The organism is Burkholderia anthina, assembly GCF_001547525.1.
GTDB lineage: Bacteria > Pseudomonadota > Gammaproteobacteria > Burkholderiales > Burkholderiaceae > Burkholderia > Burkholderia semiarida.
Genome location: NZ_CM003768.1, coordinates 1,882,790 through 1,901,156, shown reverse-complemented (window position 1 = coordinate 1,901,156; position 18,367 = coordinate 1,882,790). Strand labels below are relative to the sequence as shown.

21 protein-coding genes and 1 pseudogene are annotated in these 18,367 nt (G+C 67.7%); 12 read left to right on the top strand and 10 right to left on the bottom strand.

From position 1 onward, the window contains the following. Nucleotides 1-7: 7 nt before the first annotated feature. From WS64_RS08750 to WS64_RS08710, 9 genes are all read right to left on the bottom strand, one after another. Nucleotides 8-625, bottom strand: coding sequence for a 3'-5' exonuclease (locus tag WS64_RS08750; protein WP_059645438.1), 618 nt, complete (start codon nucleotides 623-625; stop codon nucleotides 8-10). Between the two features lie 145 nt (nucleotides 626-770). After that, nucleotides 771-1,220 (bottom strand): acetyltransferase, encoded by a 450-nt coding sequence (locus WS64_RS08745; protein ID WP_060966262.1) that lies wholly within the window; start codon nucleotides 1,218-1,220, stop codon nucleotides 771-773. A gap of 91 nt (nucleotides 1,221-1,311) precedes the next feature. Next, a complete protein-coding gene (locus WS64_RS08740) occupies nucleotides 1,312-1,758 on the bottom strand; it encodes an NUDIX hydrolase (RefSeq protein ID WP_060966925.1) in 447 nt (148 codons plus the stop codon). 121 nt (nucleotides 1,759-1,879) lie between these two features. After that, on the bottom strand, nucleotides 1,880-2,824 hold the full coding sequence (locus WS64_RS08735; RefSeq protein WP_347876616.1) for an NAD(P)-dependent oxidoreductase: 945 nt from the start codon (nucleotides 2,822-2,824) through the stop codon (nucleotides 1,880-1,882). A 35-nt stretch (nucleotides 2,825-2,859) separates the two neighbouring features. Next, nucleotides 2,860-3,147, bottom strand: a complete 288-nt coding sequence (locus tag WS64_RS08730; protein WP_059645447.1) for a gamma-butyrobetaine hydroxylase-like domain-containing protein — start codon at nucleotides 3,145-3,147, stop codon at nucleotides 2,860-2,862. Then, nucleotides 3,144-4,148, bottom strand: a complete 1,005-nt coding sequence (locus tag WS64_RS08725; protein ID WP_060966260.1) for a HEAT repeat domain-containing protein — start codon at nucleotides 4,146-4,148, stop codon at nucleotides 3,144-3,146. The genes WS64_RS08730 and WS64_RS08725 overlap by 4 nt, the downstream gene beginning before the upstream one ends. A 134-nt stretch (nucleotides 4,149-4,282) precedes the next feature. Further along, the gene (locus tag WS64_RS08720; RefSeq protein WP_006490846.1) at nucleotides 4,283-4,528 is read right to left on the bottom strand and encodes a 4Fe-4S dicluster domain-containing protein; all 246 of its coding nucleotides are present in this window, start codon (nucleotides 4,526-4,528) and stop codon (nucleotides 4,283-4,285) included. A gap of 11 nt (nucleotides 4,529-4,539) precedes the next feature. Next, nucleotides 4,540-6,279: a fumarate reductase/succinate dehydrogenase flavoprotein subunit gene (locus WS64_RS08715; protein ID WP_060966259.1), complete on the bottom strand. Its 1,740-nt coding sequence runs from the start codon at nucleotides 6,277-6,279 to the stop codon at nucleotides 4,540-4,542. Next, complete coding sequence (locus tag WS64_RS08710) at nucleotides 6,276-7,046, bottom strand: GntR family transcriptional regulator (protein WP_060966258.1); 771 nt, start codon at nucleotides 7,044-7,046, stop codon at nucleotides 6,276-6,278. The genes WS64_RS08715 and WS64_RS08710 overlap by 4 nt, the downstream gene beginning before the upstream one ends. A gap of 309 nt (nucleotides 7,047-7,355) precedes the next feature. Here WS64_RS08710 and WS64_RS08705 point away from each other — a divergent pair, with 309 nt between their 5' ends. From WS64_RS08705 to WS64_RS08655, 11 genes are all read left to right on the top strand, one after another. Continuing rightward, on the top strand, nucleotides 7,356-8,588 hold the full coding sequence (locus WS64_RS08705) for an MFS transporter (RefSeq protein ID WP_059645773.1): 1,233 nt from the start codon (nucleotides 7,356-7,358) through the stop codon (nucleotides 8,586-8,588). Between the two features lie 275 nt (nucleotides 8,589-8,863). Continuing rightward, nucleotides 8,864-9,265 (top strand): DnaJ family domain-containing protein, encoded by a 402-nt coding sequence (locus tag WS64_RS08700; protein WP_012328731.1) that lies wholly within the window; start codon nucleotides 8,864-8,866, stop codon nucleotides 9,263-9,265. An 11-nt stretch (nucleotides 9,266-9,276) separates the two neighbouring features. Continuing rightward, the gene (tadA, locus tag WS64_RS08695) at nucleotides 9,277-9,867 is read left to right on the top strand and encodes a tRNA adenosine(34) deaminase TadA (RefSeq protein WP_264162829.1); all 591 of its coding nucleotides are present in this window, start codon (nucleotides 9,277-9,279) and stop codon (nucleotides 9,865-9,867) included. Between the two features lie 103 nt (nucleotides 9,868-9,970). Next, nucleotides 9,971-10,909 carry a muramoyltetrapeptide carboxypeptidase gene (gene ldcA, locus WS64_RS08690; protein ID WP_060966257.1) on the top strand — a complete coding sequence of 313 codons (939 nt, stop codon included), beginning with the start codon at nucleotides 9,971-9,973 and terminating at the stop codon, nucleotides 10,907-10,909. 308 nt (nucleotides 10,910-11,217) lie between these two features. Continuing rightward, nucleotides 11,218-11,922, top strand: a complete 705-nt coding sequence (locus WS64_RS08685; RefSeq protein ID WP_060316692.1) for a GntR family transcriptional regulator — start codon at nucleotides 11,218-11,220, stop codon at nucleotides 11,920-11,922. Between the two features lie 149 nt (nucleotides 11,923-12,071). After that, the gene (locus WS64_RS08680; RefSeq protein ID WP_060966256.1) at nucleotides 12,072-13,556 is read left to right on the top strand and encodes an NCS1 family nucleobase:cation symporter-1; all 1,485 of its coding nucleotides are present in this window, start codon (nucleotides 12,072-12,074) and stop codon (nucleotides 13,554-13,556) included. A 10-nt stretch (nucleotides 13,557-13,566) separates the two neighbouring features. Next, nucleotides 13,567-14,358 (top strand): aspartate/glutamate racemase family protein, encoded by a 792-nt coding sequence (locus tag WS64_RS08675; RefSeq protein WP_060966255.1) that lies wholly within the window; start codon nucleotides 13,567-13,569, stop codon nucleotides 14,356-14,358. 150 nt (nucleotides 14,359-14,508) lie between these two features. Continuing rightward, nucleotides 14,509-15,462, top strand: a complete 954-nt coding sequence (puuE, locus tag WS64_RS08670; RefSeq protein ID WP_059585148.1) for an allantoinase PuuE — start codon at nucleotides 14,509-14,511, stop codon at nucleotides 15,460-15,462. Continuing rightward, nucleotides 15,459-15,980 carry a 2-oxo-4-hydroxy-4-carboxy-5-ureidoimidazoline decarboxylase gene (gene uraD, locus WS64_RS08665; RefSeq protein WP_060966254.1) on the top strand — a complete coding sequence of 174 codons (522 nt, stop codon included), beginning with the start codon at nucleotides 15,459-15,461 and terminating at the stop codon, nucleotides 15,978-15,980. Before puuE ends, uraD begins: the two co-directional genes overlap by 4 nt. A 75-nt stretch (nucleotides 15,981-16,055) precedes the next feature. Then, nucleotides 16,056-17,069: an allantoicase gene (gene alc, locus WS64_RS08660; protein WP_060966253.1), complete on the top strand. Its 1,014-nt coding sequence runs from the start codon at nucleotides 16,056-16,058 to the stop codon at nucleotides 17,067-17,069. Beyond that, nucleotides 17,066-17,578, top strand: coding sequence for an ureidoglycolate lyase (locus WS64_RS08655; RefSeq protein WP_060966252.1), 513 nt, complete (start codon nucleotides 17,066-17,068; stop codon nucleotides 17,576-17,578). Before alc ends, WS64_RS08655 begins: the two co-directional genes overlap by 4 nt. A gap of 75 nt (nucleotides 17,579-17,653) precedes the next feature. Here the strand turns inward: WS64_RS08655 and WS64_RS08650 are convergent. Further along, nucleotides 17,654-17,887 (bottom strand): annotated as a pseudogene (locus WS64_RS08650) (LysR family transcriptional regulator); the annotation flags it as partial. On the opposite strand from WS64_RS08650, the gene WS64_RS08645 reads away from it, so the two are divergent. Continuing rightward, on the top strand, nucleotides 17,867-18,253 hold the full coding sequence (locus tag WS64_RS08645) for a RidA family protein (protein ID WP_060966250.1): 387 nt from the start codon (nucleotides 17,867-17,869) through the stop codon (nucleotides 18,251-18,253). The pseudogene WS64_RS08650 and the gene WS64_RS08645 overlap by 21 nt on opposite strands. The last annotated feature ends 114 nt before the right edge of the window (nucleotides 18,254-18,367 follow it).

The window sequence follows — 18,367 nt, the reverse complement described above, 5'->3', positions numbered from 1 at the left end:
GAAGTTGTCACACATGCGCCCGCCCGAGCGACCGCAGATACATCGGAACTTTCGCCTTGGTCGTCGCCTGAACCCGCGACATCAGCGCATGATCGATGCGATCCAGCCCATAAGTCCGCGAAATATCCTGCTGCAACCGGCACCACAGATGGCCGGCCATCTCCGCATCGACCATCGCGCGGTGCGCACGGCCCGATTGCGGCAGCCGCAGCATCTCGGCCAGGCTCGACAGGCGGTGACTCCGCGCGTCCGGGTAGATCCGTCGCGCCACCAGCATCGTGCACGCAAACGCATGGTCGGCCGACATGCCGAGCATCCCGAGTTCCGACTGCCAGAAGCGCTTGTCGAAACCGGCGTTGTGGGCCACGACCGCATGCTGGCCGACGAACGCCGCCGCTTCCTTCATGACTTCGGAAGCCGGGGGCGCCGCCGCGATCATGTCGTTCGTGATGCCCGTGAGCGCGACGACGTCGGACGGGATGCGTCGGCCTGCATTCATCAAACTCTGGAAACGGTCGACGACCTGCCCGTCGCGCAGCAGGATGACGGCAATTTCGGTTGCACGGTCGCCCAGATTCGGCGACAGCCCGGTTGTTTCGAAGTCCAGTACCGCGACGGTTTGCATGTTGAATTCGGGTGCTTCATTAGAAGATGTCGAGTGTGGCCGAGAGGGTAGCATCTTCGGGCGCGCGAACGGCGGGTTCGTCGAGCGGCGAGTGGGCAGGCTGCCGATTGACGATAATGAAAATCTCAGCCCGTCGGGATGATTTTCAGTCTCGACCGCACCCGCGATAACGAAGGTGAATCAGCGGATAAGGCCGCCCTTGTCCATCCAGCTCCGATCGCCCGCAGCGCTCGAATCCGAGCCGTTCATAGAATCGTGCCGCCGCTTCGTTCTGTTCGTTGACGTCGGTCGACAGGTCGGGATGGCGCTTGATCGCGTCTTCGACGAGCAGCCGCCCGATCCCCGCGCGATGGTGGGCGGGATCGACGAACAGCGCTGCCATGTGGCTGCCGTCGAGCAGCATGAAGCCGATCGGGCGATCGGTTTCGTCGACGGCCAGATCGAGCGGTGCGCCCGGCAGAAACGCGACGACTTCGGATTCGATCGCGCGACGATCATCGTCGCTCAGGAAATGATGCGTGGCATCGACGGCTTGGCGCCAGACGTCCAGTACGCGTGTGCCGTCGGCCTCGGTGGATTGTCGAATTCTGATCATGGTTTGATGTGGGATGACTTGGCGCTCGGCTGGGGCCGCCTCGGTGACGGAGCGAACGCGTCGCGATGATGCGCAAGCGACCGCGGAAGTGTTAGGCGGATGGCGGCCGCATGTTGTCCAGCACCGCCGCCCGCTCCATCGCCCGTCGCGCGACGTCCCGTACGCCCCCGCTCATCGGCAAATCGTCGCGGTCGAGTTCGTCGATGCCGAACCAGCGCGCGTCGAGCGCATCGTCGCCGGCGGCCGGCGTGCCGCGCAGCCATCTGCACAGCACCGCGACCATGACGAAATGCTGGCGCACGGCGCCGCGCGCATCGTAATCGAATGCGTCCAGCGCGGTAAAGGCGTCGAGCGCCTCCACGTCGATCGTCGTTTCTTCCGCGATCTCGCGCACGACCGCCTCGGCAAGCGGCTCGCCCGGCTCGATCTTGCCGCCGGGGAACCCCCAGCAGCCGGCATCGGGCGGGTTCGCGCGGCGCACGAGCAGCACGTCGCGCTCGCGCAGCACGATGCCGATCACGGCGGGAACGGGGCGCAACGGTGCAGCGTTGCCGGTTGCGGACGTGCCGGTTGCGGACGTGCCGGTAGCGGACGTGCCGGTAGCGGACATGGTCGGGCCTACCCGTTGGTTCGAACAAATGCGGGTGCGGGGACACCGCTCATCGCGCGTCCCCGGTACGCCGTTCGATCGCGCGGATCACGGCGACCATGTCGGCCGCGCCATGGCCGGCCTGCTCGGTTTCCGCGTAAAGCGCATGGCAGATGTCGAGCAGCGGCGACGCGATGCCGATGCCGCGCGCGGACTCGGCGACGAGGCGCGCGTTCTTCAGCACGTCGCTGATCGCGGCCTGCACCGAGAAATCTTCCGTGACGAACTTGCCGAGCTTCACGCGCGACACGTCGCTCGCCATCGGGCCGGCATTCAGCACGTCGGCGAAGCGCGCGAGGTCGATGCCGTGACGTTGCGCGAAGTGCGTGGCTTCGGCGAGACCGGTGACCATCGTGATCAGGAACAGGTTGACGGCGAGCTTCATCGTCAGCGCCGCCGGCACGTCGCCGCACACGAAGCTGTCGCGGCACAGCGGCTTCACGAGCGTGCGGATGGCATCGACATCGTCCGGCGCGCCGGCCAGCATCACGACGAGCTGACCGGCTTCGGCCGGCTTGCGCGAGCCCGATACCGGCGCCTCGACGTAGCGGCCCGACGCGGCGGCGATGTCGTCGGCGAGCGCGCGAGAATACTCGGGCGCATTCGTGCCCATGTTGACGATCGTGTGTCCACCGACCCGCGCGGCAAAAGCACGTGTGCCGCGGGCGAGAGCGGCATCGATGGCCGCGTCGTTCGCGAGCATCAGGATCACGGTGCGGCAGGACGCGAATACGTCGTCGATGCCGTCGGCCACCCGTGCGCCGGCGTCGCGCAGTGCATCGTCGCTGCCGTGAGAACGACTCCACACGACGAGCGGCGTGCCGGCCCGCGCGAGATTGAGCGCCATCGGCGTGCCCATCACGCCGAGGCCGACGAATCCGACTGCGGTTTGCATGATGCTGCTCCCACGGTGGGTGATGCGATCGTGGGCGTCAGTATCGCAGCGTTTGCGCATGCCTGCCATCCGGCCCGCGCGACGCGGCAGCCGCGTCATCGCCGCGACGCGATCTCCGCGAGGTACGGCCACGGATAGATGCCGCGTGCATGGCCGTCGCCGAACAGGAAGCGCACGCCGTAGCCGAGCGCTTCCACGCCGTCCAACGTCAGGCTGGCCCGCGCGTCGATATGGCCGCCATCGAAGCGGATTCTCCGGCATTGCGCACACGGGCAATCGCCGCGCAAGCGCGCATAGCCGATGCGTTGCGTGACGCCGTCGGGCCAGTGCAACGTCAGTGCATGCGCGGGGTGATCGAGTGCGATTTCGGTCGGCGCGATCATCGCGACGCCTCGTCGATCTGTCCGATCGCGATCCGCGCGGCCTTGCGTACTTCGGGGTCGCGATCGTCGAGTGCGCCGTGCAGCGCCGGCAGTGTCTCCCGGTCGCGCAATTCGCCGAGCGCGAGTGCGGCTTCCTTGCGCAGATTGCTGATCGCATGCGAGAGCAGCGCGACGACGGCCGATGCCGCGGCTGCATCGCGCAATTGGCCGAGCGCGCGGACGGCGCGCACGCGCACTTGCCAGTAATCGTCGTCGAGCGCGGCGACGAGCGGGTCGCGCGCAACGGCGGCGCGCAGCTTGCCGAGCGTGGCAGCGGCTTCCTCGCGTACCTGCCATGCGGCGTCGCGCAGTGCCGCGAGCAATGCGGTGACGACGGCGGTGTCGCCCGCCGCCGCGAACCCGATTGCGCCGACCGCGGCGCGCCGCACGTCCACATCGGCGTCAGTGGTCGCGACGCGCGCGAGCGGCGGCAGCGCGCGGCCGTCCTTGAGCCAGCCGAGCACGACGACCGCCTCGGCGCGGACGTCCGCATTGCTGGCATCGAGCGCGCGCAGCGCCGGCGCGAACGCATCGGGGGCGCGCAACTCGCGCAAGCCGCGCAGCACGGCGGCGCGCACGAACGGCTCGGGCCGGTCGGCCCAGCGGCACAGCACGGCGCCCGATGCCGGGTTCTTGAGTTCGGACAGGCTATGCGCGGCGGTCGCGCGCACGCCGTCGTCCGGATCGAGCAGCGCGTGGCACAGCGCGTCGACGACATCGGGCTGCTCCCACGCGTCGAGCACGCGCGCAGCCTCGCGGCGCACGTCGGCCGACGCATCGTCGCGCAGCGCCGCGACGAAAGACGGCACGAGTTCGGGCGCTTCGAGATCGGCGAGTTCGAGCAGCGCGATGCGGCGCACCGATGCATCGGCTGCGGCGAGGCGCGCGACGAGCGCGGCATGATCGGCGTGATCGCCGGCCGGCACGCCCGGAAGCGGAAAAGCGGAGGAAGAAGCGGTCATGGAAAAAGTCGGTGCGGTGAATGGGCCGGCATGCGCGCTGACGCCGCGTCGCGCAATAGCGCGAGACAGCGGCGCTCGATGTCGACGAAAGCCGGCTTGGTCGTGCCGTCGCCGGTGCGGGGCCGCGCGCCGTGTCAGCGCAGCAGGTAAGGGATATCGACCTTGACCGCGCCGGTCGGGCAATCGCGTTCGCACGGCATGCAGTACCAGCATTCGTCGAACTGCATGTAGGCCTTGCCCTTGGTGACGTCGATCGCGAGCAGGTCGAGCGGGCATACGTCGACGCACACGGTGCAGCCCTTGTCGGCGATGCACAGCGACTCGTCGATCGTCACGGGCGCGCTGCTGCGCTGGAAGATGTCGTGCGGGGTATGCGGCATGGCAAGGTTCCTCAAAGGGCGGCCGCGAGCGCGGCCGGTTCGCGGATGCGCAATTGCGCGTAGGCGCCGCGTTCGTCGTCGGCAAGCGGCACGACGTACGGCTCGACCGGCCGCTTCTCGCTACGCATCGCGCCTGCGGCATCCTTGCGCAGCCAGGTGTGGCAGAACCATTCGGCATCGTTGCGATGCGGAAAATCGACGCGATGGTGGTACAGCCCCCAGCGGCTTTCGGTGCGGAACAGCGATGCACGTGCGGCCATTTCCGCGCAGTCGCGGATCGCGCGCACTTCGGCGGCGCGCATCAACTCGTGCGGATGGTTCGCTTTGATCTCTTCGATATCCTCGGTAATGGCGTCAAAGCGTTGCAGCCCGATTTCCATCTTGCGCGTCACCTTCGGCGGTTGCAGGTAGTCGTTCACCATGCGGCGCAGCTTGTACTCGACCTGCGCCGGCGCGAGGCCGCGTTCGCGCAGCAGCGGCGCGAGCACGCGGGTGCGCTCGGCGTCGACCTGTTCGTCGTCCACCGGCGCATGTTCGCGGCCGGCCACGTAATCGGCCGCGTTCTGCCCGGCGAACCAGCCGTACGTAAACGCCCCGAGCATGTAGTTGTGCGGGACGGCCGCCATGTCGCCCGCTGCGTAAAGCCCCGGCACGGTCGTCTCCGCGCGTGCATTCACGTACACGCCGGATGCGCTGTGGCCGCTGCAGAAGCCGATTTCGGAGATGTGCATCTCGACCATCTGGCGGCGGTAGTCGGTGCCGCGCCCCGCATGGAAGCGGCCGCGGCTCGGCCGTTCGTTCGTATGCAGGATCTGCTCGATGGTCCGGATCGTTTCTTCCGCGAGATGGTCGAGCTTCAGGAACACGGGACCGTTGCCGCTTTGCAGCTCCTGGTAGAACTCCCACATCATCTGGCCGCTCCAGTAGTCGCATTCGATGAAGCGTTCGCCCTTGCCGTTCGCGGTGAAGCCGCCCAGGGGCCCCGTCACGTACGCGCACGCCGGGCCGTTGTAGTCCTTGATCAGCGGATTGATCTGGAAGCATTCGAGATTCGCGAGCGCCGCGCCCGCGTGATAGGCCATCGCGTAACCGTCGCCCGCGTTGGTCGGGTTCTCGTACGTGCCCATCAGGTAGCCCGATGCCGGCAGGCCCAGGCGGCCGGCCGCGCCGCAGCAGAGGATCACGGCCTTCGCGCGGATCACGTGGAACTCGGCGGTGCGGCAGTCGAAGCCGAGCACGCCGCTCGCGTGGCCCTGCGCGTCGGTCAGCACGCGCGTCGCGACGATCCGGTTCGTGATCGCGATGCGTGCGCGCTTCAGTTGCCGGTACAGCACCTTCTTGATGTCGTGGCCCTCCGGCATCGGCAACACATACGAGCCCATGTGATGGACCTTCTTCACCGCGTAGTCGCCGGTGCCGTCCTTCTCGAACTTCACGCCCCAGCGGTCGAGCTGCTCGATCGTCGTGAAGCTGTGCGCCGCGTACGCGTACACGGCCGCTTGATCGACGATCCCGTCGTTGGCGATCGTGATCTCGCGCGTGTACTGCTCGGGCGTCGCATGGCCGGGAATCACCGCGTTGTTCAGGCCGTCCATCCCCATCGAGATCGCGCCGCTGCGTTTGACGTTGGCCTTCTCGAGCAGCAGCACGCGCAGCGACGGATCGCGCTCCTTCGCCTTGATGGCCGCCATCGGCCCGGCCGTGCCGCCGCCGACCACGACGATGTCGTATTCGTGCACATGGGTGTTCATCGTGGGTTCCTTGCAGGTTTGCGCGCCTTCTGCCGGTCGACGCGCAACCGGTACTGGAAGGCGTCGCCGCGGAAGTACAGGTGTTCGTAGTCGATCGGCGCCTCCGACGCGTCGTGCGTGAGGCGCTCGATGCGCAGCACGGGGCTGCTTTCCTCGACGTGCAGCGCGTCGACGATGTCGTCGTCGGCGAGGATCGCGTCGATCGACACGTCGGCGTGGCCGAGCGGGATGCCGCAGTCGTTCTCCAGGATCAGGAAGATGTCGCGGGTCGCGAGATCGGCGCCCGCGAGCCGCTTGCCGAGCGCCTCCGGCACCCAGGTCTGTTCGAGCGACACGGGTTCGCGGTTCAGCAGCCGCACGCGATGGATCTCGACGAGCGGCGCGCCTTCCGGCACGTTCAGCTTCGTCGCGAGATGGCGATCGGCCTTCACGGTGCGCAGGCTGCGCAACTGGTTGACGATCTCGTAGCCCATCGACGACATCGCCTCGGCGAACCCTTGCAGCGACGTCACGTTCTGGAAGGCCTTCGGCTTCGACACGAACGTGCCCTTGCCGTGCAGCTTGAACAGCAGGCCTTCCTTCTGTAGGTCGCCGAGCGCCTGGCGCACCGTGATGCGACTCACGTCGAACATCGCGCACAGTTCGTGCTCGGACGGCATCCGGCTGTGCGGCGCATAAGTGCCGTCGAGAATGCGCGCGCGCAGCGTGTCCTTGATCTGCACGTAGAGCGGGGCCGCTGACAGCGGCACGACGTTGGGTGGGGGCATCGGTCAACTTGTTATGACAAGATGAGGCGAGTGTAGCCAGCGCAAGGGCGCGCCCCAACCAAGCATTTCTGATTTCGATTTCCCGTGGCGGAAAAAGGGGGCGGCGGCGCGAGCGGGTGAACCGACCCTTGCGAGCCGAGCGGGATCGCCCACAATAAAAAACGTGGCCCGATGCGCGCCGCATGTCGATTTCCGGATGCGTCGCCCGTCGTATCGATGTAGACCGGGCAGTGCGCCGCGCGATGCGGCCGGCCCCCCGGTTTTCCGCGAATGGCGCAACGAACGAGGAGAGGCCCCATGACACGCCACATGCCGGATTCCCGATACCGCTGGGTCATTGTCGCCGCGGGCGGCCTGATGGGGTGCGTCGCGATCGGCGCGATGTTTTCGTTGCCGGTGTTCCTGCGGTCCATCGCGCACGATACGGGCTGGTCGATGACCGGCATTTCCGCGGCGATGACGCTCGGCTTCATCGCGATGGCGTTTGCGAGCATGGCGTGGGGCAGCCTGTCGGATCGCGTCGGCACGCGGCCCGTCGTCATCGCGGGGGCCGTGCTGTTGTCGGCCAGCCTGGCGCTCGCGAGCCGCGCGCCGTCGCTGCTGGTGTTCCAGCTCACCTTCGGGCTGGCCGTCGGCAGCGCGACGGCCGCGATATTCGCACCGATGATGGCGTGCGTGACCGGCTGGTTCGACACGCACCGCAGCCTCGCGGTGTCGCTCGTGTCGGCCGGCATGGGAATGGCGCCGATGACGATGGCGCCGCTGGCCGCGTGGCTCGTGTCGGTGCGCGACTGGCGCACGTCGATGCTGCTGATCGCCGTGCTGGCGGCCGTCGTGATGATTCCGGTGTCGCTGCTGGTGCGCCGGGCGCCCGCGCTCGAGTACGCGCCCGCGCCCGCGCAGGCGGCGGCCGAGTCGGCGCCTGCCGGCGCGCCGGCCCCGACGATGTCGGTCGCGGATGCGCTGCGCTCGCCGCAGTTCATGGTGCTGGTGCTGACCAACTTCTTCTGTTGCGCGACGCATTCGGGCCCGATCTTCCATACGGTCAGCTATGCGGTGACCTGCGGGATTCCGCTGATCGTCGCCGTGTCGATCTACAGCGTCGAAGGGCTGGCCGGCATGGGCGGCCGGATCGCGTTCGGGATACTTGGCGACCGCCTCGGCGCCAAGCGCATGCTGGTCGCCGGACTGCTCGCGCAGGCGTTCGGCGCGCTCGGCTACTACTTCGTGCGCACGCTCGACGGCTTCTACGCGGTCGCGACGCTGTTCGGCTTCATCTATGCGGGCGTGATGCCGCTGTATTCGGTGCTCGCGCGCGAGAATTTCCCGCTGCGCATGATGGGCACGGTGATCGGCGGCTGCGCGATGGCCGGCAGCCTCGGGATGGCCGCGGGCCCGGTGGCTGGCGGGCTGATCGTCGATGCGCTCGGCAGCTACGGCTGGCTGTACCTCGGCTCGTTCGCGATCGGGATCGGCGCGTTCCTGATCGCGACGCTGTTCCGCCCGTTCGCGAAAGCGCGACAGGAAACGGTGGCTGCGTAATCGGGCTGGGAGTGGGGCGCCTCGCGTTTTCGCCGGGCGGGCTGTGGCCACCTCCCTGGCGCGGATAAAAAATGGCTCGGACATCGCGCCCGTTCGGACGCGGCCGAACGACGCTAGGCCTGCTGCGGCGCAGCAGCGCGGCAAGTGGCTGCGATCGGCGCGCATGCGCTGCGATTCGGCCCCTAAAAGCACAATATCGAGCATGTATTCGAAGGGCCTGTCATACCGGCGTCACCCTGATAGAATTCGGCCTGCCGCATTGTTCCGATTGACTGATGAGATTGCTTGACGCTCTGGTCGAACAACGTATTGCCGCCGCCGCCGCGCGGGGCGAGTTCGACGATTTGCCGGGTACCGGCGCGCCGCAGGCGCTGGATGACGACCTGCTCGTGCCCGAGGAGGTGCGGGTGGCCAACCGTATCCTGAAGAATGCGGGCTTCGTGCCGCCGGCCGTCGAACAACTGCGCGCGCTGCGCAACCTGCACGACGAGGTGCAGGCGGTCAGCGACCGCGCCGCGCGCTGCCGGCTGCAAGCGAAGATCCTCGCGCTCGACATGGCGCTCGAATCGCTGCGCGGCGGCCCGATGGTGATGCCGCGCGACTACTGCCGGCGTATCGCGGAACGCCTGTGCGAGCGCGGGCTCGACGAAGCGCCCGCCGAAGCGGGGCCGATGTGACGTCCGGCGCGCTGCCCGACGCAGCCCCTGCCGGCCTTGCGGCAGCCGCCTCGGGCGCTGAACCCGCCGCCGATTCTCCCGTTCAGGAAGCCGCGCCCATCTCGGCGCGCGATCTGCATTTCATGCGTCTTGCGCAGGCCGCCGCCGAAGAGGCGCGCGCGGCCGGCGAAGTGCCGGTCGGCGCGGTGCTCGTGCGCGGCGACGAAGTGATCGCGCGCGGCTTCAACCATCCGATCGGCGGGCACGACCCGTCCGCGCATGCCGAAATGGCCGCGCTGCGCATGGCCGCGCAGCACCTGCGGAATTACCGGATGCCCGGCTGCGAGCTGTATGTGACGCTCGAGCCGTGCCTGATGTGTGCGGGCGCGATCATGCATGCCCGCATCGCGCGGGTCGTCTATGGCGCGGCCGACCCGAAGACGGGCGCGTGCGGCAGCGTGATCGACGCATTCGCGAATCCGCAACTGAACCACCACACCGAAGTGACGGGCGGCGTGCTCGCCGACGAATGCGGCGCCGCGCTGAAGTCGTTCTTCGCCGAGCGCCGACGCGCGCTGCGCGAAGCACGGCTTGCCCGCGACGCCGAATCCGGCGCGTCATAGGCGCGTCGCCGCCGCGCCGGTCGTTGTGGGCGCGCATGGTTTCGTGAACCGCCCACGGTTCGGACCCTCTAAGCAGGTTTGACGACCTCCGACACCTTCCGCCATGTCCTTCCAGCCCGCCGCGTCCTACACCATCCGCCTGCTGGCGCCGTCCGGCTATCCGCACGACCCCGACGCGATCAACCGCGCGCTCGAACGCCTGAGCACCGCGCAGCAGCGCATCGAGAACATCGAGGCGACGCAGCGCCGCTTCCAGCGTTTCGGCGGCACCGACGGCGAGCGGGCAGGCGACCTGAACCGCCTCGCCGATCTCGCACGGCCGTTGCCGGACATCGGGCTCGCGGTGCGCGGCGGCTACGGCGCCGCGCGCATCCTGCATGGGCTCGACTATCGCGGGCTCGAACGCCGGCTGCGCGACCAGCCGGTCGCGCTCGTCGGTCACAGCGACTTCACGGCGATCCAGTTGGCGCTGTACGCGAAGGCGCGCATCAAGACGTTCGGCGGCCCGATGCTGTCGGCCGATTTCGGCGCGGAAACGCCGAGCGACTTCACGATGCAGCATTTCTGGCAGACGCTGACGCAGCCGAGCACGACGATCGTGGCCGACGCCCCGCAGGTGCAGGCGGTGAACGTGACGGGCACGCTGTGGGGCGGCAACCTCGCGATCCTCACGTCGCTGGTCGGCACGCCATACATGCCCGACATCGAGGGCGGCATCCTGTTCATCGAAGACGTCAACGAGCAGCCGTTCCGGATTGAGCGGATGATCTATCAGTTGCACCTGTCGGGACTGCTCGCGCGCCAGCAGGCGCTCGTGCTCGGCCAGTTCACCGGCGCGCGGCCGTTCGAGTACGACAACGGCTACGACATGCAGGCGATGATCGACCAGGTACGGGCGGTGGTCGGGATTCCGGTCGTCACGGGGCTCCAGTTCGGCCATGTGCCCGACCTGTTGACGCTGCCGTTCGGCGCACAGGCGCAACTGGTCGCGAATGCGCACGGGTTCCGGCTCACGCTGTCGGACTACCCGCATCTCGGCTGACGCCGGCGATGCCGGCGCGATCGATTCGAAAGGCGGTTTCCCGCCTTTTTCTTTATGCAAATACGCAACTAACGGTCGATATTTTTCGTTGACGCCGACCTGAGTTTCGCCCGGTTTTGCACCATTTTTGTCAACAAAATCGGTGGAAGGGTATACGACGAGAAGGGCCTCCGTCTTGCCTGTGAGGCTTGATATTTCGTGCGCGTTGCACCGAATGAAGGCACGCCGGCGCACGCCGATTGTGCGAAATCCTTCAAAAGAATTGTTGACAATCTTTATGTCCACCCTAGGATGAGGACCATCACACGATGCCGATCATGAACGAGCCTGATTCCCCTCCGTCCGGTGCGGCCAGCCCTGAAGCGATCGCCGAGCGGATCCGCACCGCGATCCTCGAGCATCGGCTCGCGCCCGGCGCGAAGCTGACGGAGGCGCAGCTCTGCGACGTGTTCGGCGTGAAGCGCGGAACGATCCGCCAGGCGCTCGCGCAGCTCGCGACCGACAAGCTGGTCGACCTGGAGCCGAACCGCGGCGCGTTCGTCGCGAGCCCGACGCTGCAGGACGTGCACGAAGTGTTCGAGATGCGCCGGATCATCGAGCTGGCCGTGGTCGAGCGGCTCGCGACCGGCCCCGGCGCCAGGCGGCTGAAGGGCGTCGCCGCGCTGATCGACAAGGAACGCAAGGCGTTCGAGCGGCACGACTTCGCGGCGTGGATCCGGCTGTCGGGCGAATTCCATACGGCGCTTGCCGCGCTGATGGGCAATGCGACGCTCAGCGAGTGCCTCGAAGGGCTCGTCGCACGCTCGACGCTGATGTCGGCGCTGTACGAATCGCACGGGCGCAGCCCGTGCTCGTGCGACGACCACGACGAGATCCTCGCCGCGCTGGAGGCGGGCGATCCGAAGCAGGCGGTGACGCTGATGGCGCGCCACCTGCAGCATGTCGAACTGAAGATGCTGGACCGGCCCGCGCAAGGGCAGGTCGATTTGCGCGAAGTGTTCGGCGGCGCCTGAGCGGCGACGCGAACGCGGCCGCGCGCCACAGAACGAGCGAAATGCAGGCCCGCGGCGTTTGCCGCGAGCCGCTGGTCCGACTCCGGGCGACGATCCGGGGCGATATCGATGACGGTGGAGCGGCCTTGCGGCCGCGTCAAGGAGAAGTCATGGCTCAGTTCAGTGTGGCGCACGACAGCGCCTATCCGGCGGAAGAAGGCGGCGAGAGCGGTGGTCCGGCACTGCCGGATGGTTACAGCGAACGTCTGTACAACGAAGATTTGGCACCCCTTAGAAATCAGACATGGGGTGCGTACAACATCTTCGCGTTCTGGATGTCGGACGTGCACAGCGTCGGCGGTTACGTGTTCGCGGGCAGCCTGTTCGCGCTCGGGCTGACGAGCTGGCAGGTGCTGATCGCGCTGATCGTCGGCATCGGCCTCGTGAACGCGCTGTGCAACCTGATCGCGCGGCCGAGCCAGCAGATCGGCGTGCCGTATCCGGTCGCGTGCCGCGCGACGTTCGGTGTGCTCGGCGCGAACGTGCCGGCCGTGATCCGCGGGTTGATCGCGATCGCGTGGTACGGGATCCAGACGTATCTGGCGTCGAGCGCGCTCGTGATCGTCGTGCTCAAATTCTTCCCGCAATGGCTGCCGTACGCGGACGTCCATCGCTACGGCTTTCTCGGGCTGTCGGCGGTCGGCTGGGCCGGCTTCATGCTGCTGTGGGTGCTCCAGGCGTTCGTGTTCTGGAACGGGATGGAGACGATCAAGAAGTTCATCGATTTCGCGGGCCCGGCCGTCTACGTCGTGATGTTCATCCTCGCCGGCTACATGGTGTGGCGCGCGGGCTGGCGCAACATCGGCATCAACCTCGGCGGCGTCAAGTATCACGGCGCGGAAGTGATTCCGGTGATGATCACTGCCGTGTCGCTCGTCGTGTCGTACTTCTCCGGGCCGATGCTGAACTTCGGCGATTTCTCGCGCTACTGCCGCTCGTTCGGCGACGTGAAGCGCGGCAATTTCTGGGGGCTGCCGGTCAACTTCCTCGCGTTCTCGCTCGTCACGGTGATCACCACCGCCGCGACGCTGCCGGTGTTCGGCCAGCTCATCACGGACCCGGTCGAGACGGTCGGCCGCATCGACCATCCGACCGCGGTGATCCTGGGCGCGCTGACGTTCACGATCGCGACGATCGGCATCAACATCGTCGCGAACTTCGTGTCGCCCGCGTTCGATTTCTCGAACGTCGCGCCGCGCCTGATCAGCTGGCGCGCGGGCGGGATGCTCGCCGCCGTCGCGTCGATCTTCATCACGCCGTGGAACCTGTTCAACAACCCGGCCGTGATCCACTACACGCTCGACGTGCTTGGCGCGTTCATCGGCCCGCTGTACGGCGTGCTGATCGCCGACTTCTATCTCGTCAAGCGCGGCCGCCTCGTGCGCGACGACCTGTACACGATGTCGGAAAGCGGCGCCTACTGGTATACGGGCGGCGTGAATCGCCGCGCGCTCGCCGCGCTGCTGCCGGCCGCGGTGATCGCGGTCGCCTGCGTGATGGTGCCGGGCTGGGAGGGCGTCGCGAATTTCTCGTGGTTCATCGGCGCGGGGCTCGGCTTCGTGTTCTACCGGATGCTCGCGAGCGCGAAGGCGTAAGGAGCGGGCGATGAAGATCCGACTGATCAATCCGAACACGACGCAGCGGATGACCGACGCGATGGGCCGCTGCGCACGCGAGGTCGCGGCCGCCGGCACGGAGATCGTGGCCGTGAGCCCGCCGATGGGGCCGCCGTCGATCGAAGGGTATTACGACGAGGCGCTCGCGACGCCGGGGCTGCTTGCCGAGATCGCGCAAGGCGAGCGCGACGGTTGCGACGCGTACGTGATCGCGTGTTTCGGCGATCCGGGCCTGTATGCGGCGCGCGAGCTCGCGCGCGGGCCGGTGATCGGCATCGCCGAGGCCGCGATGCATGCGGCGAGCGTGCTGGCGCCGGGCTTCTCGGTCGTCACGACGCTCGCGCGCACCTGCGGGATGGCGTGGCACCTCGCGGAACGCTACGGGATGAAGCGGTTCTGCCGCAACGTGCGCGCGACCGACGTCGCGGTGCTCGAACTCGACCGGCCCGGCTCGGCCGCGCGCCGGATCATCGTCGGCGAATGCCGGCGCGCGCTCGACGAGGACGGCGCCGACGCGATCGTGCTCGGCTGCGCGGGAATGGCCGAATTCGCGCACGAGATCGAGCAGCAGATCGGCGCGCCGGTGGTCGAGGGCGTCACGGCGGCCGTCAAGTGGGCCGAGGCGCTCGTCGCGCTGCGCCTCGCGACCGCGAAGCGCGGCGACTACGCGCGCCCGCTGCCGAAGCGCTACGACGGCGCGTTCGCCCGCTTCAGCCCGCCGGACGGCGAGGCGGCGCAGCCGGGCCCGAATTTGCCGCAACCGCACATACACACCGTCTGACACGCACTATCTGCGCCGCTGTATGGGCGCGTATGAGCGTTTTCGCTACACTGGGCCGTCATCGCATCGGCTCGTGCGGCCGGCCTCGGGGCGCCGTGCAGCCGATGCGAACCCATTACTTCAGCAAGGCTTTCGCCGCACCTCGAACCCATGCCACTCGATCCCAACTATCCTCGCGACCTGATCGGCTACGGCCGCCATCCCGTGCAGGCGAACTGGCCGGGGCGCGCCCGCGTCGCCGTGCAATTCGTGCTGAACTACGAGGAGGGCGGCGAGAACTGCGTGCTGCACGGCGATCCGGGCTCCGAGCAGTTCCTGTCCGAAATCGTCGGCGCGGCCGCGTACCCGGACCGCCACATGAGCATGGAGTCGATCTACGAATACGGGTCGCGGGCCGGCGTGTGGCGCATCCTGCGCGAATTCGAGAAGCGTGGATTGCCGCTGACGGTATTCGGCGTCGGCATGGCGATCGAGCGTCATCCGGAGCTTGCGCGCGCATTCGTCGAGCTCGGCCATGAAATCGCGTGCCACGGCTGGCGCTGGATCCACTACCAGAGCATGACGCCGGAGCTCGAAGCCGAGCACATGCGCCTCGGGATGGAGGCGATCGAGCGCGTGACGGGCGAGCGTCCGCTCGGCTGGTACACGGGCCGCGACAGCCCCAATACGCACCGCCTGGTCGCCGAATACGGCGGCTTCCTGTACGACTCCGACAACTACGGCGACGACCTGCCGTTCTGGATGGACGTCGAGGTGTCGGGCGGCCGCACGTCGCCGCAACTGATCGTGCCGTACACGCTCGACACGAACGACATGCGTTTCGCGACGCCGCAGGGCTTCAACACCGGCGACCACTTCTTCCAGTACCTGCGCGACGCCTTCGACGTGCTGTACGCGGAGGGCGACGAGGCGCCGAAGATGCTGTCGATCGGCATGCACTGCCGGCTGCTCGGCCGGCCGGGCCGGTTCCGCGGGCTGCAGCGTTTTCTCGACCACATCGAGCAGCACGATCGCGTATGGGTGACGCGCCGTGTCGATATCGCGCGTCACTGGCGTGAACATCATCCGTATCAGCCCAATCATCGAAACGAAGGGAAAGCATGAAGGCGATGCGTTACACGTTGGAGCAACTGAACACGATGGCGCCCGGCGCATTCGTCGCGGCGCTGTCGGGCATCTTCGAACATTCGCCGTGGGTGGCCGAGGTCGCCGCGGGCAAGCGGCCGTTCGCGAGCATCGACTCGCTGCACGAGACGATGTCGGATGCGGTGGAAACCGGCGGCGAAGCGCGCCAGCTCGCCCTGATCAACGCCCACCCGGAGCTGGCCGGCAAGGCCGCCGTGCGCGGCGAGCTGACGGCCGAGTCGACCCGCGAGCAGAGCGGCGCGGGCCTCGACCAGTGCACGCAGGAAGAATTCGACAAGCTGCTGACGCTGAACCGCACGTATCGCGAGAAATTCGGCTTCCCGTTCATCCTGGCGGTGCGCGGCTATGACCGGCACGGCATCATCGCGAACTTCGAGTCGCGCGTGAATCATTCGCGCGACGAGGAGCTGCGCGCGAGCCTCGACCAGATCTACCGGATCGCGCGCTTTCGCCTCGACGACCTGATCGACGCCTGACGTCGCCGTCTGACACCGCACTCTGGGCCGCCGCGTCGCGGCGGCCCGATCGCTTCACTGAAACAAGGAAACATCATGGCTGTTCCGCTTCTCGATCCGAACGCACCCGATTTCACGCGGCGCTACGTGAACCTTGCCGACCCGCGTCTCGGTGCGCAGGCGCTCGAGGCCAGCGACGACTTCTTCGCGCCGAAGGAGCGGATGCTGAACCCCGAGCCGGCCGTCTTCATTCCCGGCAAGTACGACGATCACGGCAAGTGGATGGACGGCTGGGAAACGCGCCGCAAGCGTACGACCGGCTACGACTGGTGCATCGTCAAGCTCGCGCGGCCGGGCGTGATCAAGGGCTTCGACATCGACACGAGCCACTTCACCGGCAACTTCCCGCCGGCCGCGTCGATCGAGGCCGCGTTCGTGGCCGACGGCGCGCCGACGCAGGCGACCGACTGGGTCGAGATCGTGCCGCCGACGACGCTGCAGGGCAACAGCCATCACTACGTCGAAGCGAGCGACGCGCGTGCGTTCACGCACCTGCGCGTGAACATCTACCCGGACGGCGGCATCGCGCGCCTGCGCGTGTATGGCCAGCCGCAGCTCGACTGGGCCGGCGCGAGCGCGACCGAGCAGTTCGATCTCGCGGCGATGGAAAACGGCGGCTACGTGGTGGCCGCGAACAACCAGCACTTCGGCGTCGCGTCGAACCTGCTGCTGCCGGGCCGTGGCGTGAACATGGGTGACGGCTGGGAAACCCGCCGCCGCCGCGAACCGGGCAACGACTGGGCGATCATCGCGCTCGCGCAGCCGGGCGTGATCCGCAAGATCGAAGTCGATACCGCGTTCTTCAAGGGCAACTACCCGGACCGCTGCTCGATCCAGGCCGCGTACGTGTCGGGCGGCACCGACAGCTCGTTGATCACGCAGTCGATGTTCTGGCCGGTGCTGCTCGGCGAGCAGAAGCTGCAGATGGACAAGCAGCACTACTTCGAACATGAGATCGCGTCGCTCGGCCCCGTCACGCACGTGCGGCTGAACATCATTCCCGATGGCGGCGTGTCGCGCCTGCGCCTGTGGGGGACGCTCGACAAATGAAGACGCTTGCCATCGAACCGCTGACCAGGGAAGCCTTCGCGCCGTTCGGCGACGTGATCGAAACGGAAGGGGCGAAGCAGATCCCGATCAACCTCGGCACGACGATCCGCTTTCACGATCTCGCGAAAGTCGACGTGGCCGACGAAGGCGGCCGCCCGCTCGTCAACCTGTTTCGCGGCCAGCCGCGCACGCTGCCGTTCGAAGTGAAGATGCTGGAGCGGCACCCGCTCGGCAGCCAGGCGTTCGTGCCGCTGAACGACCGGCCGTATCTCGTCGTCGTCGCGCCGGCGGGCGATCTCGATCCGGCGAAGATCCGCGCGTTCGTCACGAGCGGCTGGCAGGGCGTGAACTACGCGAAGGGCGTGTGGCATCACCCGCTGATCGCGCTCGGCGGCGTCAGCGACTTCATCGTCGTCGATCGCGGCGGCGACGGCCTGAACCTGAACGAGCAGGATCTGCCGGAATCGCTGTGGCTCACCGACGACGCGCTGCATCCGTTGACGGCCTGAGTCGGGCCGATCGTCCGTCGATCGAAACCCGCGCGATCCGCGCGGGTTTTTTCATGCGCGTCGTTTTCAGGCGAATCAGGCCGCCGCGCCCTTGCGCGTATCGCGCGCACCCTGACCGCGGCGGCGGCGGCTCGCGACCGGCGCATGCCGCGCCATCAGCTCGGCCACCCAGTCGACGAATACGCGCAGCTTCGCGCTGACGTGCCGGTTCGGCGGGAAGGCGACATACATCGGCATCGGTTCGAGTTGCCACTGCTCGAACAGCGGCACCAGGTCGCCGCTCGCGCGATGCGCGGCGGCCATGTAGTCCCGCTGTACGACCGCAACCGTTACTCGCCGGCGCTGCGCTCGAACGGCTTCCTGTTCGTGTCCGGGCAAGTCGGCAGCCGCGAGGACGGTTCGCCCGAGCCGGAGCTGGGCGCGCAGGTCCGCCGCGCGTTCGACAACCTGAATGGGGTGCTGCGGGCGGTCGGCTGCACGTTCGACGACGTCGTCGACGTGACGGTGTTCCTCGTCGATCCCGAGGCGACGTTCGAGCGCGTCTGGGAAATCGTGCCCGAATACTGGGGCGACGCACCGCATCCGACGCTGACCGCCGTCGGCGTGACCTGGCTGTACGGCTTCCAGTTCGAGATCAAGGCGATCGCGCGGCTGCCGGAGACGGTCGACGCGTGAGTCGAGCGTTGCGGTTCGACGTTCCGCGAAGCGGAAGACGCGATGCCCGGCTGACGCGCGAAGCGCATTCACCCCCGCGCGGGCAAAAAAACGGGCCCGTCACCGGGCCCGAGA

What these genes read in the sequence shown, in the direction of transcription:
- WS64_RS08750 (WP_059645438.1), bottom strand. Translation starts at nt 625, where the DNA reads ATGCAAACCGTCGCGGTACTGGACTTCGAAACAACCGGGCTGTCGCCG.
- WS64_RS08745 (WP_060966262.1), bottom strand. Translation starts at nt 1,220, where the DNA reads ATGATCAGAATTCGACAATCCACCGAGGCCGACGGCACACGCGTACTG.
- WS64_RS08735 (WP_347876616.1), bottom strand. Translation starts at nt 2,824, where the DNA reads ATGCGCAAACGCTGCGATACTGACGCCCACGATCGCATCACCCACCGT.
- WS64_RS08730 (WP_059645447.1), bottom strand. Translation starts at nt 3,147, where the DNA reads ATGATCGCGCCGACCGAAATCGCACTCGATCACCCCGCGCATGCACTG.
- WS64_RS08725 (WP_060966260.1), bottom strand. Translation starts at nt 4,148, where the DNA reads ATGACCGCTTCTTCCTCCGCTTTTCCGCTTCCGGGCGTGCCGGCCGGC.
- WS64_RS08720 (WP_006490846.1), bottom strand. Translation starts at nt 4,528, where the DNA reads ATGCCGCATACCCCGCACGACATCTTCCAGCGCAGCAGCGCGCCCGTG.
- WS64_RS08715 (WP_060966259.1), bottom strand. Translation starts at nt 6,279, where the DNA reads ATGAACACCCATGTGCACGAATACGACATCGTCGTGGTCGGCGGCGGC.
- WS64_RS08710 (WP_060966258.1), bottom strand. Translation starts at nt 7,046, where the DNA reads ATGCCCCCACCCAACGTCGTGCCGCTGTCAGCGGCCCCGCTCTACGTG.
- WS64_RS08705 (WP_059645773.1), top strand. Translation starts at nt 7,356, where the DNA reads ATGCCGGATTCCCGATACCGCTGGGTCATTGTCGCCGCGGGCGGCCTG.
- WS64_RS08700 (WP_012328731.1), top strand. Translation starts at nt 8,864, where the DNA reads ATGAGATTGCTTGACGCTCTGGTCGAACAACGTATTGCCGCCGCCGCC.
- ldcA (WP_060966257.1), top strand. Translation starts at nt 9,971, where the DNA reads ATGTCCTTCCAGCCCGCCGCGTCCTACACCATCCGCCTGCTGGCGCCG.
- WS64_RS08685 (WP_060316692.1), top strand. Translation starts at nt 11,218, where the DNA reads ATGCCGATCATGAACGAGCCTGATTCCCCTCCGTCCGGTGCGGCCAGC.
- WS64_RS08680 (WP_060966256.1), top strand. Translation starts at nt 12,072, where the DNA reads ATGGCTCAGTTCAGTGTGGCGCACGACAGCGCCTATCCGGCGGAAGAA.
- WS64_RS08675 (WP_060966255.1), top strand. Translation starts at nt 13,567, where the DNA reads ATGAAGATCCGACTGATCAATCCGAACACGACGCAGCGGATGACCGAC.
- puuE (WP_059585148.1), top strand. Translation starts at nt 14,509, where the DNA reads ATGCCACTCGATCCCAACTATCCTCGCGACCTGATCGGCTACGGCCGC.
- uraD (WP_060966254.1), top strand. Translation starts at nt 15,459, where the DNA reads ATGAAGGCGATGCGTTACACGTTGGAGCAACTGAACACGATGGCGCCC.
- alc (WP_060966253.1), top strand. Translation starts at nt 16,056, where the DNA reads ATGGCTGTTCCGCTTCTCGATCCGAACGCACCCGATTTCACGCGGCGC.
- WS64_RS08655 (WP_060966252.1), top strand. Translation starts at nt 17,066, where the DNA reads ATGAAGACGCTTGCCATCGAACCGCTGACCAGGGAAGCCTTCGCGCCG.
- WS64_RS08645 (WP_060966250.1), top strand. Translation starts at nt 17,867, where the DNA reads ATGCGCGGCGGCCATGTAGTCCCGCTGTACGACCGCAACCGTTACTCG.